Source organism: Edaphovirga cremea (genome assembly GCF_003332275.1).
Lineage (GTDB): Bacteria > Pseudomonadota > Gammaproteobacteria > Enterobacterales > Enterobacteriaceae > Edaphovirga > Edaphovirga cremea.
In genome coordinates, this window is sequence record NZ_QOVA01000026.1 from 12,826 (window position 1) to 37,236 (window position 24,411).

The window sequence follows — 24,411 nt, forward strand, 5'->3', positions numbered from 1 at the left end:
CTGAACGGCTAGTTGAAAAGAGGGCCGAAGCTCACAAATTAAGGGTTTGCTGCACAATCTTTAATCGCTGTCAGGGTCATTCTGGCAATTAAGCAAACAACGCTACGCAAAATATGCAGGGTAATGCCTGTGAATGTTATTCAGATTTCACGTAGCGCAATATGGAAAATATGGATAAAAATTGAACGATAACCTGCTTCAACCGGCAAGTTCTGCACTTACGACGTTTTCAAGCGAAGGAATTGATCAGGAGATATTGCGTAAACTTCAGGGCTTTATTGATGACCGGGAGGCATATTCTGAAAATACCTGGCGTCAGTTGATCAGCGCCTTTCGCGCCTGGGGTCGTTGGTGCTGGCAACATGATTATCCCTACTTACCTATTCAACCAGAACCCCTGCGCGAATATGTTTTATTCATGAAACAACGTCTGGCCGTGAGTTCGGTGCGTCAGCATTTGGCAATGTTGGGAATGCTACAACGGCAGGGGGGATTATTGCCCGCAGGCCAACATCCCATCGTGACGCGCGTCGTTAAAAAAATCAGCCGGATGGCAGTTGAAAATGGCGAGAGAATAGGGCAGGCGATTCCATTTCATGTTACTGATCTAAAAGCAGTTGCTGCAATATGGGCCGGATCTGAACAATTAACCGAGGCGCGCAATCTGGCATATTTATCCATTGCCTATAATACGCTGCTGCGAATGAGTGAAATATCGCGCTTGAAGGTTGGGGATATTAATTTTTCCAGCAACGGACATACGACAATATATATTGGCAGAACAAAAACCATTATTTCCGGCGACGGTTTGGTCAAGGCTTTGAGTAATTTCACGACAACGCATCTTCGCCATTGGTTAATACAATCTGGATTACTAAACCAGCCTGATGCCTATATTTTTTGTAGGGTAAACAAATCCAATCGTGTTATTTCCAGCAATGAAAAGACGTTATCGGCAGTCACGTTAGAGAGTATTTTTAAGAGTGGTTGGCTGGCGGTTAAAGGTCCGGTTCTTGCCGATCGCCAGGGGGGACGCTACTCCACCTGGACCGGTCACAGTGCAAGGGTAGGGGCGGCGCAAGATATGGCAAAAAACGACGTTTCGTTGCCTAAGATCATGCACGAGGGCACCTGGAAAAAGCCTGAAACGGTGATGCGCTATATACGCAATCTTGAGGCCAGCAAAAGCGCCATGCTCGATATCCTGGGAGAATAATTGCTTCGCTGAATTTTCGCGCCTGTTAAGCGTTGATGTTTATACTCGATGTTTAAGTTTATGAGTTTACAGACATATGAATGTTGTAACTATAATCTAAGGTTATCGTTATCACCCCGGTATAAATCGGGATGATAAAATGCCACTAGAGCTTTACCATTAAAGCAAAATTGCAAAAACTGACCACAGTTTTTGAGTCTATGTGGTGCGTCACCGCGCGTACTCTGGCAGCTTAGGCAGTTTCTGAATCAGCAAAAACCAGATAAAACAATGGGCTGCCATTGTACTGGGGCATGGGGTCGGTTGTGGTTGCCGGGGGCAATAACTCCAGCAACAGGGGAAACGTTAGCCGGCTAATTGCAAATAATAGATCTTTTCGGCTTGTATTTTATATAACCCTCTTATGAAGGTCATTACCCTTTACGGATGACGCATTGCATGGCGTAAGGCGCTCGGAACCAATCCAAAGCGTTGACGAAAACGGGCGGTAAAACGAGAGGCGGAAGCATAACCGCTCTCATTGGCAATCTGACCAACCGACAATTCGGTTGTCTGCAATGAATGCAAGGCGCACCCCATGCGCACACCTTCCAGGATAGAGCGGAAACTTTTATCTTCGAGCGCCAGACGGCGGCGCAATGAAGAACCACTCATATAGATCTGCTGTGCGACATCATCTACAGACCATTCGCGTGCAGGATCCGTCAGGAAAATTTGCTCGATCTGTTCTGCCAGTGGATCATGACGGTTACGCAATAACACCCCCGCATTTCCTGCCAGATGCAGAGCTAAAAGCAATCCTTGCACTATATGGACTTGAAGCGGATGCGGAGACTGACTTCTCATCGCTTGTAATAGACTGTCCCACATCAATCGAGTGTGCGTATCAAAGGGAACGGATAGCGAATCCGATGAGCCTGGCGTCAGTGAACCCACATGATTTTGACGAAAATCGCGCAAAATATCTTGAGTGAGATTAACCATATCTGAATGGTATTTACCGGCTTCAGGGGTATTCGCTATTTTTAACTCGATACCCGCTGGAAACAGGATGAGCGATTCTTTACCCACAGTTAATACTCTTTCACCCCATTGCAGCATCTTGCTACCTTTACGCACATGACAAAGGGCAGGGGTGAATAGTGTCACCCGATGCAACACATGTGAGTGACAGGCAGTAATCTCCGCGGTGGTCATGATTTTCTGAGTGTGATTAACTGCTTGTATCGCCATCCGTTTCGCTCTCCAATAACGTGCTTATATCTTCAATTACTGGCTATTAACGACCATATACGGGCACGAGTTCAGCTTTCGCTATTACATTGCTGTTCAGCATAAAACCGACCAATGCACCGCTGGAACCCGCGTCGATAGGCAATTTTTCCGTTTTCAGCGCCCAAACAGTAAAACGGTAACGGTGAGGTTTATCACCTTCCGGTGGACATGCGCCACCGAATCCAGCATAACCGAAGTCATTGCGGCCTTCTATCGCACCCGCAGGCAAAGTTTTACTGTCTGGTTTTCCGGCATCAGCAGGCAAAGCATTCACCTGTTCCGGGATGTTGACGACAGTCCAGTGCCACCAACCGCTTCCGGTTGGCGCGTCTGGATCGTATGCGGTGATAGCAAAGCTTTTGGTATCTGCTGGCGCACCTTGCCACGACAATTGTGGTGATTGATTGGCGCCGCTACAGCCAAAACCCGCAAATACCTGCGCGTTTTTCATCATCATCCCTTGCGCAATGTCTGAACTGCGTAACACAAAATCCCCGGCTTCGGCACACAGCGATACAGACAGCATTGCCAGCATTACGGTCATTTTTCTCATATTACATTCTCCTTATAAAAGTAATTGAAGCATACCGTTTCAAGATGAGATGAATTAGACCGCAACGCTTTTCTTCTGTGCCGAAACGCTCAGGGGGGAATTACCCTCCTTTTTGACTAGAGCATCCCTAGCATCATCAGTTCGTTTAGGTTAAAAAAGTCCTGTTGAGGTTCAATATAGGGGATTTGCGGTTGGACAGGGACATTAGTATGGTGCATCACTTTCGTTACTCCCCTCTCACGGGAAAATTCGTACTTATTATTACCATTTAGATAGATATCAAACATATTCTTGATGTCGCTTTCACTTAGCATTTTCATTTTACGTGAATCCCATGCGCGCTGTAATACACTGGCAACCACGTCATCACTTAACGCGCTTCTTGTTTTAAAATTCGACAACCTCGAATCTATGCGCTCAGTAAGTTTCCTGAATGAACGCCTATTAAGCCCCAGCTTATACTCCTCAACCTGAGTTTCTAATCCTTTCCACAATTGGCTGACGCCATTGAGATTATCCTCATCAAGATAGGAATATATCTGGTCAACCATTTCGTTTGGCAGGCAGCTCATTTTATTCTCAAAACTGGTTAATGCAGACGCCTCATCAACTTCTGCTACTGCGTCAACACCCACTTCCGCTGCAATAGCTACCCCTCCTGCCGTATCCTCCACACCATCAACGACAAGAATATCAACGAGGAACAAGATATCTTCTTCTATTGGTCCTCTCCCTGAAGGATCGGATAGTCGTGCCGGGTTGCCATTACAGTAGTTGTAGCCATGGGTACCCCCCATGCCGAAAGGGCTGGAACGATCCCACGAAAAAAAACGTTTCAATACAGGATTATAGCTGCGGTAACCATTACCCAGGAGATAATTCCCATCGGCAGCAGACCGAAGTGCGCCAAGATACCCCAATGAACATTTCAACATATCACTCATAATATTGCTCCTTATAAAACCCAATTAAAAAACAAATATGTTTATTCAAACCATTACATCATATTAAATAACGATTCTCAGGATAATTTTACACATTGAATATGCAGGTGATTTATGAATAACATTATAATTAATGGAAAATAACCGACTTTATAATATGTTCAAAAGTAAATATTAATCACATTTTTCACATATCATAATGTCAAATTTTCTCGGTTTATATATTTGAAATTTTTAATTTATTGAGTTTGGTGTCATTGCCGATATTTTGCAAAAATAACCGGAGATATTATAAAACAAGGTGCTTACCGTGCAGGATCCTGATTGAGTTTTCCCTTCACCAACTGGTTCAGAGACCAAACGCCTTATTCACCAGACGCACCTCGCCCAGAGGAAGATCTCTGCCTGAAAACTCTAGGGGGCGGTCGACGTGGCGGTGAAAACTGCCGATTGAGCGTTAAAAGCGCGTTTGTAGGCAGGTCGAGCCTCGCCGCGGGCGACATAGGCGGCGAGGTTTGGAAACTCGTCCAGCATTCCCGACGACTTCAATCTCTGCAACACATGCACCATCATCAGGTCGCCGGCACTGAACGAACTATCGAGCCAGTCGGCATCGCCGAGGCGATTGGCCAATTCGCGTAGCCGGGTGCGGACGCGATCCATGACCAGCGGCAGTCGCTCCTTGCTCCACGATCGGTCACTCTCCAGCAACTTGGCGTTTGCGAGTTCGAGGATTGGGGGCTCCACCGTATTGAGCGCGGCGAACATCCAGGTAATGGCGCGCGCTCTGGCATTGGCATCGACCGGCAACAGACCTTTATGGTTCTGCGCGATATGCAACACGATGGACCCGGTCTCGAATAGGGTGAGATCGCCTTCCTCATAGGTCGGAATTTGCCCGAAAGGATGCAACTCGAGATGTTCGGGTTCCTTCATCGCCTTGAATGAAACCAGCCGCACCTGGTAAGGTTGCCCCACTTCTTCCAGCGCCCAGCGGACACGCGTATCGCGCGCCAACCCCTGGCCGCCATCAGGCGACCGTTCAAAGGCAGTAATGGTCGGGATCATTGGAACCTCCAGATGAATGCGCAACGCCATCGTGCGTCACATGGTTGAGCGCAGGTTAGGGCGCGAATCCCCTCTAACTTTACTCACTGCCGTGACAAGACGAGGTAAATACCAAATATTATCATGACTACACCAATCACATATTGAATATGAAACCGCTCACCAAAAACAAAATAGCTTCCTATAGGAACTAAAATAAAAGCCAGGGCCATCAAAGGATACGCCTTACCTAGTGCCATTTTTTGTAATACCCAGACCCAGGCCAGCGTAGTCACGCCATACAACAGCAATGCTAAAAAAAGAATAACCAATCCTCGGGGAGCATAAATACTGCCCATTTTATGCATTATTGTCGCGCTGAGTTTAAATAATATCTGCCCCGTGGCGATACCGATAACGCATAATAATGCCACTAAATACGTCATAGTGACCCTCGATCAGTTTTACTGGTTGGAGAATAGCGGATATATTGCACCTTATCGGGTACTGAGGCGATGTCATAACTGATAAATGCCAGGATAAATTGAATTCCCACAATAACCGGCATGGCAGAGAACATTACAGTTCCTGCTGGGGCAGGTATGTTGGTCTCAAATCCTTTTAGCCAATGGACACCACCATAAATCGTCCCAAAAAGAGTAAAGATAATCCCTAATGGCAACTCCAGTGAGGCAACAGACATATCCCTGAGATAGTAATTATAGAATATGCGCTTAACAAAATTTCGCATATGCTTGAAAAGAAAATCACCGATAACTTTCGATACTTTCAGGTTGCTGATCTCGTCAGCATATTTGGCCGACATGGGAACATCCATGACAACCGCCCGGAGCGTGTTTAACCGAAATAACATATCCGTTTCAAAAAAGTAGCGGCGACTTATTTTGTCAAAAGGGAGTTGACGAGCAATATCACGGTGAATAGCCGTATAGCCATTCACTGGGTCAAAGAGTCCCCAGTAACCGGATGAAATTTTCGTCATGAAAGATAAAATGGCGTTCCCAAATAACCGGGTTCGAGGGATGGTGCGAATGTTTTCCAGATTAAAGAAACGATTACCTTTGGTATAGTCGGCTTCTCGTTGCAAAATGGGGGTGACGAAATTTAATAACAACCGTGGATCCATTTGCCCATCGCCATCAATCTTGACAATAATGTCCATCTGATCGCTTATGGCAGCCTGATAGCCGGTCATTACGGCCCCGCCAACCCCCTGATTGACCACATGGCGGAGAAGGTGAACACGGGGATCGGTACAGTGGGTATTCACATAATCCCCTGAATCTTCAGGGCAACAATCGTCAATGACGTAAATACGCTCGACCTCCTGACCAATGCCCTCAATAACACCGACAATGTGTTTTTTTACCTTATAGCACGGGATGACAACCGCTATTTTGGAGCCAGTTTTCATCAGGTGTTCCTTTTATTACGGAGATCAGCCAGTAAAATCGCCATGGCAATAATGGCCGAGAAAATGCTCCAAATCATGTAACGAAAGTCTGCCGCCGTTGCGATAAAGAACAATGACGCGGCGTTGGCAAGGCCGCTCAAGCTGACAGTGGCAGCGAGAAGGTTACCGCGTAACGTTCCCCACCGGCGCACCAGTCGGAAACTGGCCACCAGAAATACCCCCAACCCCAGCAACACATATGACCAGACCCGATAAACGGGAGATGCGGCCAGCGTGGCAAACAAGGCCAAATCACGTTGCAGGTCTTCTTGGGACAACGAAACGAACTGCACCCCCAGCCAGTTCTTTCTGATTCCGGGTTGATAAGCACTATAAACAACGCCATCTGTCAGCCCCAGTAATGCAGTAAAAACGTGAAAACGGTGCGCCAGATAATCTTGTGGATGCGTCACTACCAGTGTTAACCAGTCTTTCCTTAGCTGCGTATGGTATTGCTCATCCAGATAGGGAGAAACGACCTCATAAATCGGTGTATTCACCAGAGGGGTATATTTTTCCTGCAGGCCCGTCAAAACATCGGTGCCGGAGATTTTCTCTGGCAGGTAGGGGGGCAATAAATTTTGATTTTCCGCCACGGAAATGGCCGCCATATCCCAGACAAGGAGCGTGCCCATACCGTAGATACGTTGCACCCCGGCAGTAATCATCCCCATGATTGACCATTGTCCTAACGCAATGCCCAGCGAAAGAAGGATCGTTATTCCTGCGGTACGCCACGACGAAAGGCGGTATTGGCGGGCTAGAAAATAACATAGGCACAGCAACAGAATAATGCCTGGGATGAAACCATTAATTCTGACTGCAACAGCATAAAACAAGGCAAGCAAGGCCGTTAAAAAACAGCCCCAATGTGATTTACGCGCGTAAGCCAGAACGGCAGCGGCACACAAGGCAAGTGCGCTCATCATGCCGACATCTTTCCATATATGCAGTGACATCATGAGCATCGGTGGCCAAAAACCCATCATCACCAACAGTAATAATTGGCGATATAACACCGGGGTAATTTGAACAACCAATAAAACCAGCGCGCTCCAGTACATCAGTTGATGGAAAGCCAGCATCACACCCGGGAAACCGAACACGTCAAGCAGAGTCCGCCACCAATACACCATAACAACCGGATGTGCGTCATTGAGGGACTGGGCACCAATAACCTGTCGATACTGTGTCAGACTGTCATCAGACATAAATCCTGGGTTAAATTGGATGGTTAAAAAAATACCACACAGAGCAGCAATACCAACCACCAGGAAAAGGTTTATTTTTTTGCTTTTATCCCTTTGATTTATATCCTCACCAGCGAACGCCATCGCGCAGTTACCTTTTTACGTTGTTTGAACTCAGTCACAACACGGAACAAAAACTGAATGGACCATTTTATGCTAGTTCTCAAAGCGTAGACGGTTACACCTTCCTGTCCAGTAATGGATGATTATACGATTCGTAGAAATCCCAAAAAAATAATGCAGAATGAACAACCTGCTTTATTGATGCAGTAATTAGCTCAGGGTTATCCCAAATCAGCACAGTTCAGAAAGTATGGCTGGAATGCTGAGCGGGTGCAGTCCGAGCAGGGGTGGTTCAAAGCCTGTAGCACAGGGGCTGCCAAGGATGCACCCGATACTCTGGTGAAATACAAGGATTTTGACACTATCAAAAATTTACTTAACAGACTCACTCTGGGCGAGTTTAACCCAGAGTGAGTTATTTTTTCTCATTCATCATGCTGATAGTTTGCGATACTTATCGTCGCTAAACTATAGGCTATTTAAAGCAGGTAAAAGCGGATACCCCGGTTGTCTCACATCACCGTGCCATCAGCGCGAACACGCCCCAACCAAGGAATTCTCGCACGTACGTGACATGGCGTTTGGGTGCTATGGTCATTTCGGCTCTAATTTCTTTTGCAAAGTCGTCGTCGGGATTCGCTTCGAGCCACTTGGCCGCCTCGTATCTGTCCCAGCCTTCCTGGTCTGCCAGAACCATTTCCACAACGTCGTAGCCGAGTTCGTCGAAAGACGCGACAAGATCAGGAAGCATGAGAAAGTCAGAGACAGAATTGGCAAAGCATTCTTTGGCAACGGCTTCCGTCGGGGGTAACTGACGCCAGTAGGGCTCGCCGATGAGGATGATCCCGTTGGTGCAGAGACTTTTCGTCAGAAGCTCGATGGTGCCAGCGACTCCCCCACCGATCCACGTGGCACCGACACAGGCTGCCACACCGCACTTTTCATCGGCAACAAAACCGGCAGCGTCGCCATGAATGAATTCGACGCTGCCGGCGACGCCGAGTTCTTCAGCGCGGAGTTCCGCTTGCTTACTGAACAACTGGCTCATGTCGATGCCGACGCCCGTGATTCCATAGTCGCGTGCCCAGGTGCAGAGCATTTCGCCAGAACCGCTGCCGAGGTCGAGCACACGAGTCCCCGGCTCCAGGCGCAACACAGCGCCGAGAGTAGCGAACTTTTCTGGTGTGAACGGGTTATGGATGCGGTGAGCGCTTTCGGTAACGTTGTAGATTCGTGGGATGTCCAATACAGAAATTCCTTTTACTGAGTTGTGTCGTCGGATAAGCGCAACGGGTTGCCTGACTGCCTGAAACAACGTTGGGCCTTGACGCTATTATCCAGCAATACGCGCTGGTTGAAAACCCCGGTAGGGGAGAGGCGCTGAATACCCGCGTTATTCTACTGTGGATCGTAACACCCATCACCGTACATTTGGCAAAGTTTCGGTCAGCCTTTTCCTCAAGCCCCGAATACAGTGATCATGCCGGTCAGGATCTTTAATTATATAGACCAAACATTGATCCTGCCATAAACGCAATTTCGATGATGTTTCTTTTATCGTGGTAATTACTTCGCTTATCATTGAAAAAAACATAGGACTGTTCAGAGTATTGTAAGGTTTCTATTAAGAAAATTCTCCCATGAGCCAGCCTTAATCTTACTGTGGATAAAAAATATATTATAAAAAGTTACTAAATAATCTCGACATCGATCTATAATTAAATTGGCCTAGTAATTAAATAGGTCGATTTGAGAAAGTAATAGAATTATATGAGAAAACAATCCGATTAACTTTGAGAAAGCGAGAAAACCATGAACACCAATCGGCTATTTTTGATGGTGGGAGTGTTTCTTTCATGGATGACAATGGGTTATGCTGCATCAGCAAGTACGCAAGGCGGAGTAATTCGCTTCTTGGGCAGTATTGTTGAAGATACATGCACTGTTTCAATCGTCTCTCAAACGACTCAAGCACAGTGTGGGCGCAATGGAACTAATCAACGATCATTGAAGACGATTAATACCTCGTCCGCACGGTTGCCATCTGATATGGGGACTACCAAGCTTCAGTGGATCAATCAACAAAAAACACTGGGGGTTGTGACGGTTACCTATAATTAGTTGTAGATTGCCATATCGTTTGACAGTTAAACGATATGGCATTTTTTTATCCTGTAATATTTCTGTTTAAAAATCGAATACTTGAATATAGCCTAATGCCGATTCACTCTTCCGTCATTGTATAGACACGTAACCGATGGTTATCGGGATCCAAGGCCACAAAGGTATAACCGAAATCCATTTGCACCGGCTCCTGGGCGATCGACAAACCTTGTTTGACCCAGCGAGAATAGGTGTCATCGACCTGTTCACTATCCACTACGCTGAACGCCACTTCACCGCCACCACCTGTCATTTGTGCCGCAGGCTCTACCGTGTGCTTCGACCACAGGCCAAATTTTATCCCCGAATCGAGTATAAACAGGGCAAACGTCGGTGATGCCTCGACCGGTTTTTTACCGAAAAGACGGGTATAAAAATCTGCGCTTTTCGCCGGGCTATCGACATACAGCATAATAAAATTGGGTTCCATCTTAGATACGCTCCGCATAACATGTTGATTATATTGGCTTGCTAACATTATGTCTCACGCAATAATCATAGTCTCTCCCACTGACAGTTTCTGTCAGTAGTGATTTCATTTTCGCATCAATTCATGTCGTGGAGCACTTTCCCAAGGGGTTCAATCAGACGAATATCTGAGAAATTAACTTCCAAATCTTTTCGCTCTGGCGTACAGCACATCACGCCGACGAAGTTCATTGCGGCCGGATTTTTTCTTTCGCATGCCACTCCTTGAGCAACACCTGGCGTCGACGTGGGTAACGCACGTCTGTCACGTTGATATTGGTAATCCGATCGGTACGGAAATGCCGTATATCCTGCCTCAGTTCGCACCAGGCAACCAGCATATGCAGTTGATCAAAATACCCTAACGCAAAGGGCCAGAGGATGCGCGTGGACGTATTGCCTTTAAGATCGAGATAACCGATCTCGATTTTGCACTCGGCGCGAATTGCCCGGCGGAGTTGCGCCAATTCAAGATCTTCCGCAGGAATCGCATTACCCGGCCCAACTAACAAAGCCGACGTGTCCAGCGTATAGCGCAGCTCATCAGGCAAGACCGAGGCAATCTTGGAGAGTGCGTTACGCGCGGCTGAACCGAGATGTTCATCCCCACGGGCAGCAACCCATCGCGAACCCAATACCAGCGCTTCGATCTCTTCTTGCGAAAACATCAAGGGCGGCAGCATAAATCCAGGTTGCAAGACGTAACCCATTCCCGGTTCACCCTGAATACTCGCCCCTTGTGCCTGCAAGGTAGCAATATCACGATATAGCGTGCGCAGACTGATCCCTAGTTCATCCGCCAGGTGGGCGCCGGACACCGGGAAACGGTGATTACGCAGAAGTTGAATCAAATCCAGTAAGCGCTGGGCACGTGACACGATGTGACATCCTTTCTTGTTGGAAAATAATGAGTCTACATTGTTATTTAGCGCCACAGTAGCCAACCTTTGGGCAAACTGAGCTGTAGTGATAATAAAGTCATTTCCACTCTCCTTATTAGCAATGACTTAATTAAATGCAAAGTAAAATGGGCATGACACCCCAATTAAGGAAAAACGATTTCCCATTGCCATTAAACTCTTCCATATACCCAATAAATCTTATGTTCTTAAATTCTCTTACGAAATTATTAATGACGTTACTACATGAGTCGCAAAAAAACCTCTCAGAGTAAAGATACATTGTTCCACTCACATTTTTATCTGTATAATTGTTAAAGTGCTCTAATAGCTTAGATTCCGTGTCGAAACCTCTATAATGCCCTTCTGGTATATCAAAAACATCAAAAGCTTTCGGCCTCTCTTGGGGGAATGCAGGAATCTGTTCAAAAACGTGCTTAAATGTTTTATTGCCACTGATACTAAAAAGGAAAAAATCTTTTGACTCACCAGTTGGACGAAATACCATAAAAGCAAAATTTCTCCTTTCGAAATCACGCCTTTTTTTAATTGACGTAATTTGACTCTTCCAAAAAGAAATCACATCTGAAGGGGCGGCACCATTAGCAAAAATAATGTTATTACCAGAAGATTTCCAACCTGCTCCATTAAATATTTCATTTGCAAGAGGATTATTTTCGCTAGCCATTCCTCTATAGTGTGTACTACCAGCAGTACCGCCAATAACTTCACCTGCAGCTTCACCTACAGAGTCTGTTATCGCATCAGTGGCAATGGAGGTGTCAATAAAAGCGTTCATTATCATTATCAAAAATTCTTCCCAGAACAAATGTCCCGACGGATCAGTGTGATTGACTGGGTTCCCACCGCAATAGGCATAACCATTAGCCCCCCGGCACCAAACGGACTATAGCTATCCTGACCCGCAAAGCGTTTTAGTATAGGGTTAAATCCCCGATAACCATTGCCCAATAAATAGTGGCCACTCACGGAGGAACGTCGCTGCCCAGCGTACTGAAGAGGAATATCTTTCATAATATCACCTGTGATTAATTTAAACACATTATGCGATATAGGGACTATTGAAAACGATCCCTTATCACCCTGTCAGTCATAATAGTCTCTGTTTACCACGATGCTGCCTCTTTATTGACCCTCAAGTGAGGGATAAATACCCGCTACTTTTTTCACCGCCAACTATCATAAAATCATTCTCTTTGATGCAGGACGGTAATTGTAAGTTCTTATGGAGCGGGGGCGTTTCGAGGAACTGAATAGGAAGTCAGCGTTGCATCAAAGAGAATGCCACATTCGGGCATACAGAAGATGCTTTACGAACTCGCCAGATATTTCAACTCTGGTTTTGTCATCCACTCGCATGCCTATTGGCCACTGTTTATTGTCGATTCCGATCAATACAGAGTCTGTTCCATCACTTAATTGATATATGTCGTGCTACGTAGAGCGACTGACAATATGACCTTGCAAAATACACTGAGTACGATGCAGTCTCTTTACTGCCCTTTTATTGAGGGATAAATGTCCGCTACTTTTTCACAGTCAACTATTATAAAATCATTCTCTTTTGGTGCGATCATCGCGCTTATCACGCCAATACATCACATGCAGAAGGGAAAACAACGTGTAGCTCCCTGGATAGATTGTCTCTTTAATCACTGGATCCCTGCTTTCATATCCGTTAAGTTCAGTACAATCATAAGCTAGGGCTATACAAAAGCGATAATCAGGGACTCTATGCCAGTAAATTTCTTTGCGACACCTCTCTATGCCACAGAATAAATTACGCCGTCGCAGCGTACGCACCCTGTGTTTGAGCGTTGCGCTGATCCTGGTGGGTTGCGCAACGCACAAGACCGAAGAAAAACCCGCACCGCGGCCAATGGATGTCAAAAGTAAAATTGTGGCGATGATGCCCACGAAAGTCACCGATAAACAGGGCTGGGCTACCGACATCTATGCGGCTTTTGCAGCGCAAGAAATTGCCCCCACAACGCAAAATCTCTGCGCCGTCGTGGCCGTGACCGAACAGGAATCGACATTTCAGGCCGAAGCGCCCGTAGCCGGATTATCCAAAATAGCCTGGGCGGAGATCGATCGCCGCGCTGACCAACTGCACATTCCGCAGTTTTTGGTTCATACCGCGCTGAAAATCAACTCACCCAATGGCAAGAGTTACAGTCAGCGGCTGGATACGGTGCGTACCGAGAAGCAGTTGAGTGCCATTTTCGATGACTTTATTGATATGGTGCCGATGGGACAAAAATTATTCGGTAACCTGAATCCGGTACACACCGGCGGGCCAATGCAAGTCAGTATCGCCTTTGCTGAGGCGCATGCAAAAAACTATCCGTATCCGGTTGAAACATCAATTCGCCATGAGGTGTTCAGCCGCCGGGGCGGGATGTATTTCGGCATTGCACATTTGTTGGGATATCCGGCCAATTATCCGCAGCCAATCTATCGTTTCGCCGACTTTAACGCTGGCTGGTATGCCAGTCGTAACGCCGCCTTTCAAAACGCTGTCAGTCAGGCATCCGGAATTCCTTTGGCATTGGATGGCGACCTGATTAATTACGGTTCCAAAACCGCCGGCAAAACCGAACTCGCTGTTCGCGTGTTGGGTAAACGTCTCGATATGAGCTATTCATCGATCCGCAGGGCGTTAGAACAGGGGGATAGGCTCGATTTTGAAAAGACGTCGCTGTTTAAAAATGTTTTTGCACTGGCTGAAAAAGCGACAGGAAAAGCATTGCCGCGCCAAATCCTGCCAGGCATTACGCTCGAAAGTCCGAAAATCACCCGCAAACTCACCACGGCCTGGTTTGCCAAACGGGTTGATGAGCGTTTTCAGCGTTGCATAAGCAAAGCGTCCGCAGGGTGAGATTGTGCTTATTTTCCTTGCAGTGGTTTGAAAACCGACGGTTCGTCATCGGGATGAACCGTCCGGCGCCAATTTGCAGATCTTACGTCCTATAATTGGTCGGTATATTTATTATCAGGAATAGTCGTAGATAATGGATAATCGCCGATAGGGTATAATTACTATCAAGGTAATTGGCTGGAAATTCCGCTATCTGAAAAATTAATCAGAAGCCCATCACTCTTTTCGATAAAATATCCATCCTCAATGATTTTTGTGCGTTTCATCACTTGTGCGTATTTCATTCTACTTTAAGCTAGCCACACGTCATCCACGCGTTGAGGAAGCTTTATGGCACGCTACACATTGTGTCACCAACAGAGCATCTCCGGCATCAGTCCGGCCTGGTTTAACATCGATCATCGTCTGACCAATAACTTTCCAAACTAACTCCTCGCTTATTTCAGCTGTGGCTGAACACTTCTGATAAATATTATTTCACTGTCAGTGACGGTGCGGCATCTATTTACCCGCAAGTTGCGAATACCGCTTATTGTCACGGCACGGTTACACCTGGAGAAAATAAGTGATGAAACGTATTCCTGAACCTTTCCGCATTAAAATGGTAGAAAACATTCATATGACGACACGCGAAGAGCGTGAAGTCGCCCTTGCCGCAGCCGGATATAACCCGTTCCTGTTGCCCAGCAGAGATGTCTATATTGACCTGCTTACCGACTCCGGCACCGGTGCAATGAGTGACCACCAATGGGCCGGACTGATGATGGGCGATGAAGCCTACGCCGGTTCACGCAACTACTACCATCTGTGCGATCAGGTACAAAAACTGCTCGGTTATCCCTTTACCATCCCCACGCACCAGGGACGAGGCGCGGAACAGATTCTTTTCCCGTGCCTGATTGCCAAGAAACAGAAGGAGGGAGGCGGTAAGCAACCCGTTTTCATCTCCAACTTCCACTTCGACACCACGGCGGCCCATGTCGAACTGAACGGAGCCCGAGCCATTAACGTCGTAACCCCTAAAGCCTTCGACACCAAGACGTACTATGACTGGAAAGGGGATTTTGACCTGGATATGTTGCAAACCGTAATCCATGAACATGGCGCAGACAACGTGGTGGCGATCGTCACGACCGTGACGTGCAACAGTTCTGGCGGGCAACCTATTTCGATGGCCAATATGCGGGAGGTTTACCGGATTGCCCGGCAACACAATATTCCTGTGATGATCGACTCGGCACGTTTCTGCGAAAACGCCTGGTTTATCAAGCAGCGCGAAGCCGGTTATACCGACAAATCGGTGAAAGAGATCGTGCTCGAAATGTATCAATATGGCGATATGCTCACCATGTCCGCCAAGAAAGATCCAATGGTGAATATTGGCGGATTATGCTGTTTCCGTACCGATGAGGATCTGTTCAATGACGTGCGCATCCGTTGCGTACCCATGGAGGGATTTGTTACTTACGGCGGTCTGGCTGGGCGCGATATGGAGGCCATGGCGATTGGCCTGGAAGAGGGCATGAACGAGGATTATCTCAGCTACCGCATCGGGCAGGTGGCTTATCTGGGAGAACGGTTGATGGAAGGGGGGATTCCGATTCAATATCCGACCGGCGGCCATGCGGTGTTCGTTGATGCCAAACTGTTTCTGCCGCACATTCCTGCCGATCAGTTCCCGGCTCAGGCACTCAATAATGCGTTGTATCTTGAGGCGGGGATCCGCAGCGTGGAGATTGGCTCGCTGCTGCTGGGACGCGATCCGGATACAGGTAAACAGAAAGAGTCACCGCTGGAACTGCTGCGCCTGACGATCCCACGCCGCGTTTACACCAACGACCATATGGACTACATCGCCGATGCCTTGATCGCACTCAAATCCAGGGCATCCACCATCAAGGGTTATACCTTTACCTACGAACCACCGGTGTTGCGTCACTTCGTTGCCCGGTTAAAACCCGTGGAATAATCGCTCTTCCAGAATGATATAGCCTTCACCCGATCGGGCGAAGGCTATCCAAAATAAAATTGCGTGTTTCAGTGTGCAAAACTCCGTTGCCTATATTCTTTCCAGTATTAACTTGTGACCTGTTTATCAATCCCTCCTCAGATTCAGTTTTTCAACAGATAGCCTGAGGCTCTTTCCACTTTTTTTAAGAAATCATTTAATTGTAGGATATTTCTGAGTTTTACGGCCCATTTATCCATTAAGAATTTCCTCTGTCCACATTAAAGCCTTACTTTTTTAAAAAAATGAGTCTTTTATTTATGAGTTGCAAATTCTGAGCTGGGAAAGTTTGTACAATATGCAGAGAGAGGTCACATAAAATATAGTGAAGACGTGACACTTATCAATATTTAATAAGCAAAGGAAGAGCAAGCTTTGAATGCCGCTGAACATACGGATAGCCATGGATAGAAAGCGGCCAACCAATAACTAAAAGGAAATTTATATGGACCTGATTTCTAATACACTACGGGATAATATAGGTCAAGAGTACGTTATTGCGAACGAGAAACCAAGAAATAAAAGAAATAAAAGAAACATGAGCAAATCTGTTATTGCATTGGCAATTGCAGCGGCAACAATGCCGATCACCACCAGCGCCCTCGCAGCCTATGCAGATCCCGGTGTGATTGGTGATAAGACAAGTTGGGAAACGCCAGAGTATCAGAAAGACTGGGGTATGGCTGCGATGAAAGCCTCAAGCGCCTATGCGCTGGGGTTTTACGGGCAGGGCGTTAAGGTTGGCGTGATGGATTCTGGGGCGGTACTTTTCTCGCATCCGGATCTTAATGGCGATCGCTTCCATGCGGTTCAAGCTGCTGGTGAGTATGGATCTTCTGGCTTGCGGTATCCGCAGACGGCGAACGGTCAATATACCGCAGGCGAAGCGTATGATATTTCCGGGCAATGGATCCAGGGGGTCAACGACGGTCACGGAACACACGTAACGGGTACCGTAGGTGCCAACCGCGATGGCAATGAAATGCATGGTGTCGCCTGGGGGGCTGATGTTTATGTCGGCAACACCGGCGGGACAGACGGCAATAACTATGGTCCTTTCCAGGACTATCAATTCTTCTATACTGGCTGGAAAGCGATTGTTGATTCTGGCGCCCAGGTAATTAACAACAGCTGGGGCACCAATATTCGCATTATCAATAACGGCTCAACAGGAAGTGATGGCGGTAGCACCGGGGTACATATTCCGGCGAATACTAACGCTCAATCCGAATATGAATATTTCTATTTCAACAAAATATACGGTGATAATCCGTCATTTGTTGATGCCGCCTATGATGCAGTGAAAGGTACCAACGTTGTTCAGGTATTTACAACGGGTAACCGCGACTTTGCCAATCCGTTTTATCGTGCGCTTTATCCTTACTACAATCCAGAAGCTGAAAAACATTGGGTGGCCGTTGCCGGGTTGAGACAACTTGCTGATGGTACTTACTCTCTCGTGACAACCTGGAACGAAGCGGGTAATGCAAAATGGTGGACAGTCGCTGCTCCGGGTAACGGTATCTATTCAACCACGGTTAATGCGACGTCAGGCGCATTGGCTTGGGGGAATTCATCCGGTACATCAATGTCTGCCCCACATGTTACTGGCGCGATGGGCGTTCTGCTCTCCCGTTACCAGGATATGACCGCGATGCAGGCGCGTGATGTGATGTTCACAACAGCAAGTCACCAGAATCCAGACGGTTCCACGTTTGTTTACTGGACTGCTGCAGACGGCGTTCCTGATGTTCGTTACGGCTGGGGTGTTCCGGATCTCGATAAGGGCATGTACGGTCCGGGTCAGTTGCTTGGCAATTTTGAATATAATCTTGCCAGCACGCCATTGGATGTCTGGAGCAATGACATTAGCCAGAACGCCCTGAACGCGCGTGAACAGGAAGATCTCGCCTGGTTACAGTCTTATAGGGCTGATGGTATCGCCGCAGGGGGCGCCTATGAGCTGGGTACGAGTTTTGTCGTGGATGATGGCAACGCCGACGTAACGGACCACATCATTAATCAGGCCGATGCCGAGAAGTTGCGCCTTGAGTACTATGAAAAACGCGCAGAATCCATTCAGGCCAAGATTGACGCGGGTCTGTACGATGGTTCTCTGGTGAAGCAGGGCGCAGGTACGCTGGTTATGACCGGGGACAATACCTATCAGGGCGGTACTACCGTCGAGAAGGGTACCCTGTATGGATTCACGGAATCTTTTGGCAGTAATACGGTGATGGTGAACGGCGGTAAATTTGGTGTGATCGCCAATTATACCGACACCTTTACGCTGAAGGGTAACCTGACATCGACAGCAAGCCATAAAGCCAACATTGATGTGAATTCAGGCGGCACCTATGTCGTCAGTGCCGGTGAAGATGTGAGCGTTGGCGCGCTGACCTTTAAGGAAGGGTCAATGCTGACCGTCGGTTCAACCTCCCGCGACGTGTATGAAGATGCCTATCAACGCGGCATCATATCAACGGGCAGTGTGACGGCTGATGTCCTGACTGATGCTGACAAGGCAATGATAGCGCCACCTGATTACGCATTCTTCAAGACGGATGTGACAATCAACAGCAACGTGCTCACCGCCAGCTTTGGGCGCAATGATGATGTAAACTTTGCCAGTTACGCAGATTTCGACAATGGACGCGCTATTGCTGAAACCATCGAAAATGCCGGGGCAGGCGATCTTTACCATACGCTGCTGTCCGGTACCAAGAGCGAAGTTCGCAACACCTATAACGCGCTTGGCAGTGATTTTTACCTCAACGTGCAGAACGCCAGCATAGTCAATGCGATGACCATGTCCCGTACCGTTAAGGACGAAGCACTCGGCATGGGTACGGGTCGTTCAGCAGAACTGGCCGATGGCAACGCGCGTCTCTGGACCGCGGGCATCGGTAGCTGGTCTGATGTCGACTATGGTCAGTCAAGCATGGATGTTGATTTCTATGCGGCCCTGGTCGGTGCTGAAGTCGATGTCGCCGACAGCACTAAAATTGGTCTGTACTTTGGTGCCGGTTCCACGGACTTCAACGGCGGTACCTACGGTAAGGTCGACAGCGATGATCTGCACTTTGGTCTGTACGGTGTATCCAAAGTCGCTGATGTTGCTTCACTTAGCTACGGTGTGATGCACACTCACCAAGACCGCGATGCCATGCGCAATTTGGTGGTTGGCAGTACGGTTGGCCCGAATGCGATTTCTACCGAGGCTGAAATCACTCAGCTCTTTGCAGAAGCAGCCTACACGGGCTTCAATACCGATGCGTTCTCAGTCGAGCCTTACTTTGGCCTCAACTGGATGCATATCAAGTCTGATAACTATGCGGAAACGGTTGATAACATGACGTTCACAACGAATGTTGACAATCAGGACCTGCAGATAACGACCCTCGGTCTGCGTACTGCTCTTCCCTTCAGCGTAGGTGACGTGAAGATGGCGTTGAAAGGCGATGTCTATGGCATGCACTTCTTCGGTGATAATACCCCTGAAGCCAACATGCAAATCGCTGATACTGGCGTTGCCAGGATCAAAGGCGGCGAGCTTTCCAATATGTTCGGCGTAGGTCTCGGGGTTGAAACGCAGCTTGGCAAATCTGCTACGCTCGGTTTGTCCTATACCGGTGCTTACGATGGCGATATCACGTCGAATGGCGTGTACGCTAAATTGAAAGTTTCCTTCTAAAGTATCACTGTAATCAGTCACGCATAGGAATGTTATTTCTATGCGTGACTTTTCATTTTACAAACCCACTCCCCGACATCCATTTCAGGGCGAAATTGCTGATACGACGGAATTACCTAGGGATTTGCCTGGGTGACAATTCTGGCAGCGTCAGCCAAAACATCCTTGCGGGATTTGGCATTCTGTTCAGTCTGGGTAAAGTAAGTGACCAGAATCAACGGGGCCTTATTGGTTGGCCAGATAATCGCGATATCGTTGGTCGTGCCATAGTCGCCGCTGCCGGTTTTATCGCCGACAACCCACGTCTCTGGAAGACCAGCCCTGATACTTGCCGCGCCCGTTGTGTTGCCTTTCAGCCATTCAACCAACTGCGCGCGCTGTGGTTTTGCAAGCGCATCACCCAGCGTTAATTTACGCAGGCTTTCAGCCATCGCCAACGGTGTTGATGTATCACGTTCATCACCGGGAATAGCCGTATTCAATTCTGGTTCAGTACGATCCAGTCTAAACGTCTTGTCGCCGATAGAACGGGCAAATGCCGTCACGCCTTGCGTTCCGCCGAGATGGGTAATCAGTTTATTCATGGCGGTATTGTCACTGTATTGCAGTGTCGCTGCGCTCAACTCACCCAGCGTCATCCCGGTATCAAGATGCTTTTCAGTGATGGGGTTGTAGTTGACCAAATCTGATTTGCTGATTTTTACTCGCTGATTCAGGACATCTTTCTGCGTCTCACTCTGTTTCAATACCGCAGAGGCCGCCATGACCTTACTGGTACTGCACATCGGAAAACGTTCATCACCGCGATAAACAATGCGTGAATTGTCTGCGGTATTAATGAGCGCAACACCCAAACGCCCACCGCTACTTTTTTCCAAATCTGCCAGTTTCTGCTGAATCTCCGCGACGTTGTCGCCGGTTTTCGCCCACAGCGGCGTACTGCTGAACAAGAGGGGCATCACCGCTGCAGTCATCAGCAGGGTATTGCGAAGTGTGTTTTTAATCATGAAAAACCTCATTGGATGAGAAGGTGATATGAAGAGAGTTATCGCGGATAAAATGTAAAAACGGTCGCCACAAGCGAGGTATTCTTTAAAGAAGATCACTCCAACCCATTAAAAGTTCATTAAATATACATTCAACAACCGACTTTCGCGCGCAACATCCTACTTTATTAATCGGTTGGCAAGAAGCAAGAATTTCAATGCTGAAAAATCCAGGCAATGTTGAGAAGTCTCATTATGCCTTAATTCCAAGCAGCAATGGGCGCGGCGGCGATAGGATGACGCCAATAAGGCGCTTTTGATGATATACATGCATATACTGAGTACACTTTGAGATTGAGTACATGAATAAACCGCTTGTCGTTATCTTCACCGCCATTGGTCTCGACGCGGTCGGGATCGGCCTGATCTTTCCTATCCTGCCGCGGCTGATCGAGGACGTGACGCATTGAGCGATCGACTTGGCCGCCGTCCGGTTCTACTCATCTCCCTCGCCGGGGCGGTAATTAGATAGGTATCACTGGCACCTGTATCGCACTGGTCGCGATGGCTTTCACGAGGCATGGATTTACTAACAACATCAGGACAAAGTAAAAATGCCAATCGCTGCTAATATGTGGCTTAAAGATGACGGTGGCGCTGACATCAAAGGATCTGTCGATGTTAAAGATCGCGAAGGGAGTAAAACTCACCAGCTTACAGATTAACCACGTTGAAAGCGTCAGCCTCAACTATGAAAAAATCACTTGGCATTATGTTGACGGAAATGTTCAGTTCGCCGATGCGTGGAATGAGCGTCAAACGATTTAAAAGAAATGCGCCCTTAGCGGCGCATCTTTCGGATAATCAGCATTGTTATGAGATAGTCGACGACGGCGAACACCAATGAGCACACAATCCACGCCAGCACCCACAAATCATCAAAGTTTTCTTGGTTCGAATAGCCGTGCGCCCACTCAGCAAAACGTTGCGTCGCATTGAGGCTGATAAATTGGGCGGGATCTATTAACCTTGCGCCTAAGCAGAACAGAAACACGAACCAGGCAATTTTCGCGAGTCTACGATGTAGTTATTTCTTTTAACAAAAATTCGTAATCGACTGTTAACAAGTGAAAATCCCCCTACAAAAATAGCCTTGGCGTCGGATATTTTCCCTTTTCAAGCGGACCTCCAGATGGATGTGCAGTGGTGGGTTACACAATGGATGACGTTGATCTGGTAACTCGCGATTGATCCTCAGACTGGGATTATACGTGGAATAACAGAAGACGTTTCTCGCCTGTATCCTGATGGCTTCTCGGTTGTCGAAACTGAGATGCTGCCGGAAGGGTGTGATATTTCGGGAAAATGGCAATATCGGGAAGATGAGATCACAGCTTTTCGCCCCAGTGAAGAGGTGCTATTGACGACTAACATCAAGCGCAGAAATACTTTTTTGCAACAGGCTACTACGCACGCATTTCCATTGCAAAGCGCTTTGGCTTTAGGCATAGCCACGCCCCAACAGCAGGAAATGTTAATGTTGTTGCAACATTACGGACAACACTTGATGGAGATGGATTTAACGCAAGAAAATCCTGACTGGCCGTTATGGCCACAGGAGACAGCTTAAATTGGGAGACGTTTGATTGATAATCAGGATGACAAAGGAATGTCATCTATTATCTCAACGTTTCCCTTATTTAAGTGTTAAAGAAATATTGCCCCTATTTCAATCAGGAACATTTATGCTATTTCAGCATCTTTTGTTGAAACAGTTGTTGATCGATGGCTTCGAACATTGATTGATATGCTTTTGCGTCTTTTATTGTAGTGTCAATATCAGCGGTGGCTTGATTTGCTCCAACCAAATGCTCATGTTCTTTAATATTGAAACGTAATTTTGTTTGGTTGTTATCAATATCTTCCAAAATAATTGTGGTATGTAATTGATGGTAGTCAGCATATAAACTAGTACCAAAAACATGAGGGATAACAGCGAGGCTTTTATTTAATGAGGATACAGTGTCAACATTTTCAGATTGTGCCTTTATAAACCCACTATTCACATCCGCATTCACAATCTGATGGTTTTTATCCTGTAATACATTCATCACGGCATTAAATGTGGTTTTCATGTCGGCATCGACGCGGTGTGTCTGCATCTCCTGAAGCTGTAATGGGGACATGCTCGGTGGCGGCGGGGTGCTGCATCCATTCAATGTTACGACGGATAAACTGATAATTAACAGTAAAGGAGCTGATTTCATTCTATTCTCACAAGATTAATTTTCGTTTGAGTGTCCATGGCTGTTTTCTTATGCTTATTTAGAACAGGGTAGACAAGAGATTACTTCAGCATCTTTTGTTGAAACAGTTGTTGATCGATGGCTTCGAACATGGATTGATATGCTTTTGCGTCTTTTATTGTAGTATCAATATCATAGGTGGATTGATTTGTTCCAACCTTATGCTCATGTTCTTTAATATTGAAACGTAATTTTGTTTGGTTGTTATCAATATCTTCCAAAATAATTGTGGTATGTAATTGATGGTAGTCAGCATATAAACTGGTACCAAAAACCTCAGGGATGATAGCGAGGCTTTTATTTAATGAGGATACAGTGTCAATATTTTCAGATTGTGCCTTTATAAACCCACTATTCACATCCGCATTCACAATCTGATAATTTTTATCCTGCAATACATTCATCACGGCATTAAATGTGATTTTCATGTCGGCATCGACGCGGTGTGTCTGCATCTCCTGAAGCTGTAATGGGGACATGCTCGGTGGTGGCGGGGTGCTGCATCCGTTCAATGTTACGATGGATAAACTGATAATTAACAGTAAAGGAGCTGATTTCATTCTATTCTCACAAGATTAATTTTCGTTTGAGTGTTCATGGCTGTTTCCTTATGCTTAGTAAGAACAGGGTAGACAAGAGTTTATTTCATCATCTTTTGTTGAAACAGTTGTTGATCGATGGCTTCGAACATGGATTGATAACTTTTTGCGTCTTTTATTGTAGTATCAATATCATAGGTGGATTGATTTGTTCCAACCTTATGCTCATGTTCTTTAATATTGAAACGTAATTTTGTTTGATTGGCATCAATATTCTCCAAAATAATCGTGGTGTGTAATTGATGGTAGTCAGCATATAAACTAGTACCAAAAATCTCAGGGATGATAGCGAGGCTTTTATTTAATGAGGATACAGTGTCAACATTTTCAGATTGTGCCTTTATAAACCCACTATTCACATCCGCATTCACAATCTGATAATTTTTATCCTGCAATACATTCATCACGGCATTAAATGTGGTTTTCATGTCGGTATCGACGCGGTGTGTCTGCATCTCCTGAAGCTGTAATGGGGACATGCTCGGTGGCGGCGGGGTGCTACATCCGTTCAGCGTTACGACGGATAAACTGATAATTAACAGTAAAGGAGCTGATTTCATCATA

The 24,411-nt window shown here is 46.7% G+C and carries 23 protein-coding genes and 4 pseudogenes; 11 read left to right on the plus strand and 16 right to left on the minus strand.

Annotated features, from left to right (window positions below; all coding sequences use genetic code 11):
• Nucleotides 1–181 precede the first annotated feature (181 nt).
• Nucleotides 182–1,216, plus strand: a complete 1,035-nt coding sequence (locus DRI82_RS20820) for a tyrosine-type recombinase/integrase (RefSeq protein ID WP_114195826.1) — start codon at nt 182–184, stop codon at nt 1,214–1,216.
• Nucleotides 1,217–1,423: 207 nt separating this feature from the next.
• A pseudogene (locus DRI82_RS24435) lies at nt 1,424–1,573 on the plus strand (MBL fold metallo-hydrolase); the annotation flags it as partial.
• A gap of 63 nt (nt 1,574–1,636) precedes the next feature.
• On the opposite strand, the gene DRI82_RS20830 reads toward DRI82_RS24435, so the two are convergent.
• The 8 genes from DRI82_RS20830 to DRI82_RS20865 form a co-directional block, all read right to left on the minus strand.
• Complete coding sequence (locus tag DRI82_RS20830; RefSeq protein ID WP_114195827.1) at nt 1,637–2,449, minus strand: helix-turn-helix transcriptional regulator; 813 nt, start codon at nt 2,447–2,449, stop codon at nt 1,637–1,639.
• A 46-nt stretch (nt 2,450–2,495) separates the two neighbouring features.
• Complete coding sequence (locus DRI82_RS20835; RefSeq protein ID WP_114195828.1) at nt 2,496–3,044, minus strand: kinase inhibitor; 549 nt, start codon at nt 3,042–3,044, stop codon at nt 2,496–2,498.
• Nucleotides 3,045–3,160: 116 nt separating this feature from the next.
• Entirely contained in the window at nt 3,161–3,988 is an 828-nt protein-coding gene (locus DRI82_RS20840; protein WP_114195829.1) for an RHS repeat-associated core domain-containing protein, read from the minus strand.
• Nucleotides 3,989–4,402: 414 nt separating this feature from the next.
• Nucleotides 4,403–5,056 (minus strand): glutathione S-transferase family protein, encoded by a 654-nt coding sequence (locus DRI82_RS20845; RefSeq protein ID WP_114195863.1) that lies wholly within the window; start codon nt 5,054–5,056, stop codon nt 4,403–4,405.
• 83 nt (nt 5,057–5,139) lie between these two features.
• Nucleotides 5,140–5,481, minus strand: coding sequence for an EamA family transporter (locus DRI82_RS20850; protein WP_114195830.1), 342 nt, complete (start codon nt 5,479–5,481; stop codon nt 5,140–5,142).
• Entirely contained in the window at nt 5,478–6,470 is a 993-nt protein-coding gene (locus DRI82_RS20855) for a glycosyltransferase family 2 protein (RefSeq protein ID WP_114195831.1), read from the minus strand. Before DRI82_RS20855 ends, DRI82_RS20850 begins: the two co-directional genes overlap by 4 nt.
• A complete protein-coding gene (locus tag DRI82_RS20860) occupies nt 6,470–7,720 on the minus strand; it encodes a hypothetical protein (protein WP_157968116.1) in 1,251 nt (416 codons plus the stop codon). Before DRI82_RS20860 ends, DRI82_RS20855 begins: the two co-directional genes overlap by 1 nt.
• Before the next feature lie 619 nt (nt 7,721–8,339).
• Nucleotides 8,340–9,068: an SAM-dependent methyltransferase gene (locus DRI82_RS20865; protein WP_114195833.1), complete on the minus strand. Its 729-nt coding sequence runs from the start codon at nt 9,066–9,068 to the stop codon at nt 8,340–8,342.
• Between the two features lie 566 nt (nt 9,069–9,634).
• On the opposite strand from DRI82_RS20865, the gene DRI82_RS20875 reads away from it, so the two are divergent.
• On the plus strand, nt 9,635–9,943 hold the full coding sequence (locus DRI82_RS20875) for a type 1 fimbrial protein (RefSeq protein ID WP_114195834.1): 309 nt from the start codon (nt 9,635–9,637) through the stop codon (nt 9,941–9,943).
• 103 nt (nt 9,944–10,046) lie between these two features.
• On the opposite strand, the gene DRI82_RS20880 is transcribed toward DRI82_RS20875, so the two are convergent.
• From DRI82_RS20880 to DRI82_RS24810, 4 genes are all read right to left on the minus strand, one after another.
• The gene (locus DRI82_RS20880) at nt 10,047–10,415 is read right to left on the minus strand and encodes a VOC family protein (RefSeq protein ID WP_245956894.1); all 369 of its coding nucleotides are present in this window, start codon (nt 10,413–10,415) and stop codon (nt 10,047–10,049) included.
• A 226-nt stretch (nt 10,416–10,641) separates the two neighbouring features.
• Nucleotides 10,642–11,331, minus strand: coding sequence for a helix-turn-helix transcriptional regulator (locus DRI82_RS20885; protein ID WP_114195835.1), 690 nt, complete (start codon nt 11,329–11,331; stop codon nt 10,642–10,644).
• 133 nt (nt 11,332–11,464) lie between these two features.
• Complete coding sequence (locus DRI82_RS20890; RefSeq protein ID WP_114195836.1) at nt 11,465–12,157, minus strand: deaminase domain-containing protein; 693 nt, start codon at nt 12,155–12,157, stop codon at nt 11,465–11,467.
• Nucleotides 12,158–12,645: 488 nt separating this feature from the next.
• On the minus strand, nt 12,646–12,801 hold the full coding sequence (locus DRI82_RS24810) for a hypothetical protein (RefSeq protein ID WP_425452683.1): 156 nt from the start codon (nt 12,799–12,801) through the stop codon (nt 12,646–12,648).
• 337 nt (nt 12,802–13,138) lie between these two features.
• Between DRI82_RS24810 and DRI82_RS20900 the strand changes: the two genes are divergently transcribed.
• From DRI82_RS20900 to DRI82_RS20915, 4 genes are all read left to right on the plus strand, one after another.
• Entirely contained in the window at nt 13,139–14,254 is a 1,116-nt protein-coding gene (locus DRI82_RS20900) for a DUF1615 domain-containing protein (RefSeq protein ID WP_114195838.1), read from the plus strand.
• Nucleotides 14,255–14,584: 330 nt separating this feature from the next.
• Nucleotides 14,585–14,683 carry a tryptophanase leader peptide gene (locus DRI82_RS20905; RefSeq protein WP_114195839.1) on the plus strand — a complete coding sequence of 33 codons (99 nt, stop codon included), beginning with the start codon at nt 14,585–14,587 and terminating at the stop codon, nt 14,681–14,683.
• A gap of 139 nt (nt 14,684–14,822) precedes the next feature.
• Complete coding sequence (gene tnaA / locus DRI82_RS20910; protein WP_114195840.1) at nt 14,823–16,223, plus strand: tryptophanase; 1,401 nt, start codon at nt 14,823–14,825, stop codon at nt 16,221–16,223.
• A 577-nt stretch (nt 16,224–16,800) separates the two neighbouring features.
• Complete coding sequence (locus DRI82_RS20915; protein WP_281269793.1) at nt 16,801–19,956, plus strand: S8 family serine peptidase; 3,156 nt, start codon at nt 16,801–16,803, stop codon at nt 19,954–19,956.
• A gap of 116 nt (nt 19,957–20,072) precedes the next feature.
• On the opposite strand, the gene bla is transcribed toward DRI82_RS20915, so the two are convergent.
• The gene (bla, locus tag DRI82_RS20920; RefSeq protein WP_114195842.1) at nt 20,073–20,963 is read right to left on the minus strand and encodes a class A beta-lactamase; all 891 of its coding nucleotides are present in this window, start codon (nt 20,961–20,963) and stop codon (nt 20,073–20,075) included.
• A 341-nt stretch (nt 20,964–21,304) separates the two neighbouring features.
• Between bla and DRI82_RS20925 the strand changes: the two are divergent.
• The 4 genes and pseudogenes from DRI82_RS20925 to DRI82_RS20940 form a co-directional block, all read left to right on the plus strand.
• Nucleotides 21,305–21,468: pseudogene (locus DRI82_RS20925) on the plus strand (tetracycline resistance MFS efflux pump); the annotation flags it as partial.
• Between the two features lie 88 nt (nt 21,469–21,556).
• Nucleotides 21,557–21,643 (plus strand): annotated as a pseudogene (locus tag DRI82_RS24815) (type VI secretion system tube protein Hcp); the annotation flags it as partial.
• 16 nt (nt 21,644–21,659) lie between these two features.
• Nucleotides 21,660–21,770, plus strand: a pseudogene (locus tag DRI82_RS24820) (type VI secretion system tube protein Hcp); the annotation flags it as partial.
• A gap of 505 nt (nt 21,771–22,275) precedes the next feature.
• Nucleotides 22,276–22,572, plus strand: coding sequence for a tail fiber assembly protein (locus DRI82_RS20940; RefSeq protein WP_114195844.1), 297 nt, complete (start codon nt 22,276–22,278; stop codon nt 22,570–22,572).
• Nucleotides 22,573–22,690: 118 nt separating this feature from the next.
• Here the strand turns inward: DRI82_RS20940 and DRI82_RS20945 are convergent, their stop codons facing one another.
• The 3 genes from DRI82_RS20945 to DRI82_RS20955 form a co-directional block, all read right to left on the minus strand.
• Nucleotides 22,691–23,209, minus strand: a complete 519-nt coding sequence (locus DRI82_RS20945) for a hypothetical protein (protein WP_157968118.1) — start codon at nt 23,207–23,209, stop codon at nt 22,691–22,693.
• Between the two features lie 80 nt (nt 23,210–23,289).
• Entirely contained in the window at nt 23,290–23,808 is a 519-nt protein-coding gene (locus tag DRI82_RS20950; RefSeq protein WP_157968119.1) for a hypothetical protein, read from the minus strand.
• Nucleotides 23,809–23,888: 80 nt separating this feature from the next.
• Nucleotides 23,889–24,410 carry a hypothetical protein gene (locus DRI82_RS20955; protein ID WP_157968120.1) on the minus strand — a complete coding sequence of 174 codons (522 nt, stop codon included), beginning with the start codon at nt 24,408–24,410 and terminating at the stop codon, nt 23,889–23,891.
• Between the last annotated feature and the right edge of the window lies 1 nt (nt 24,411).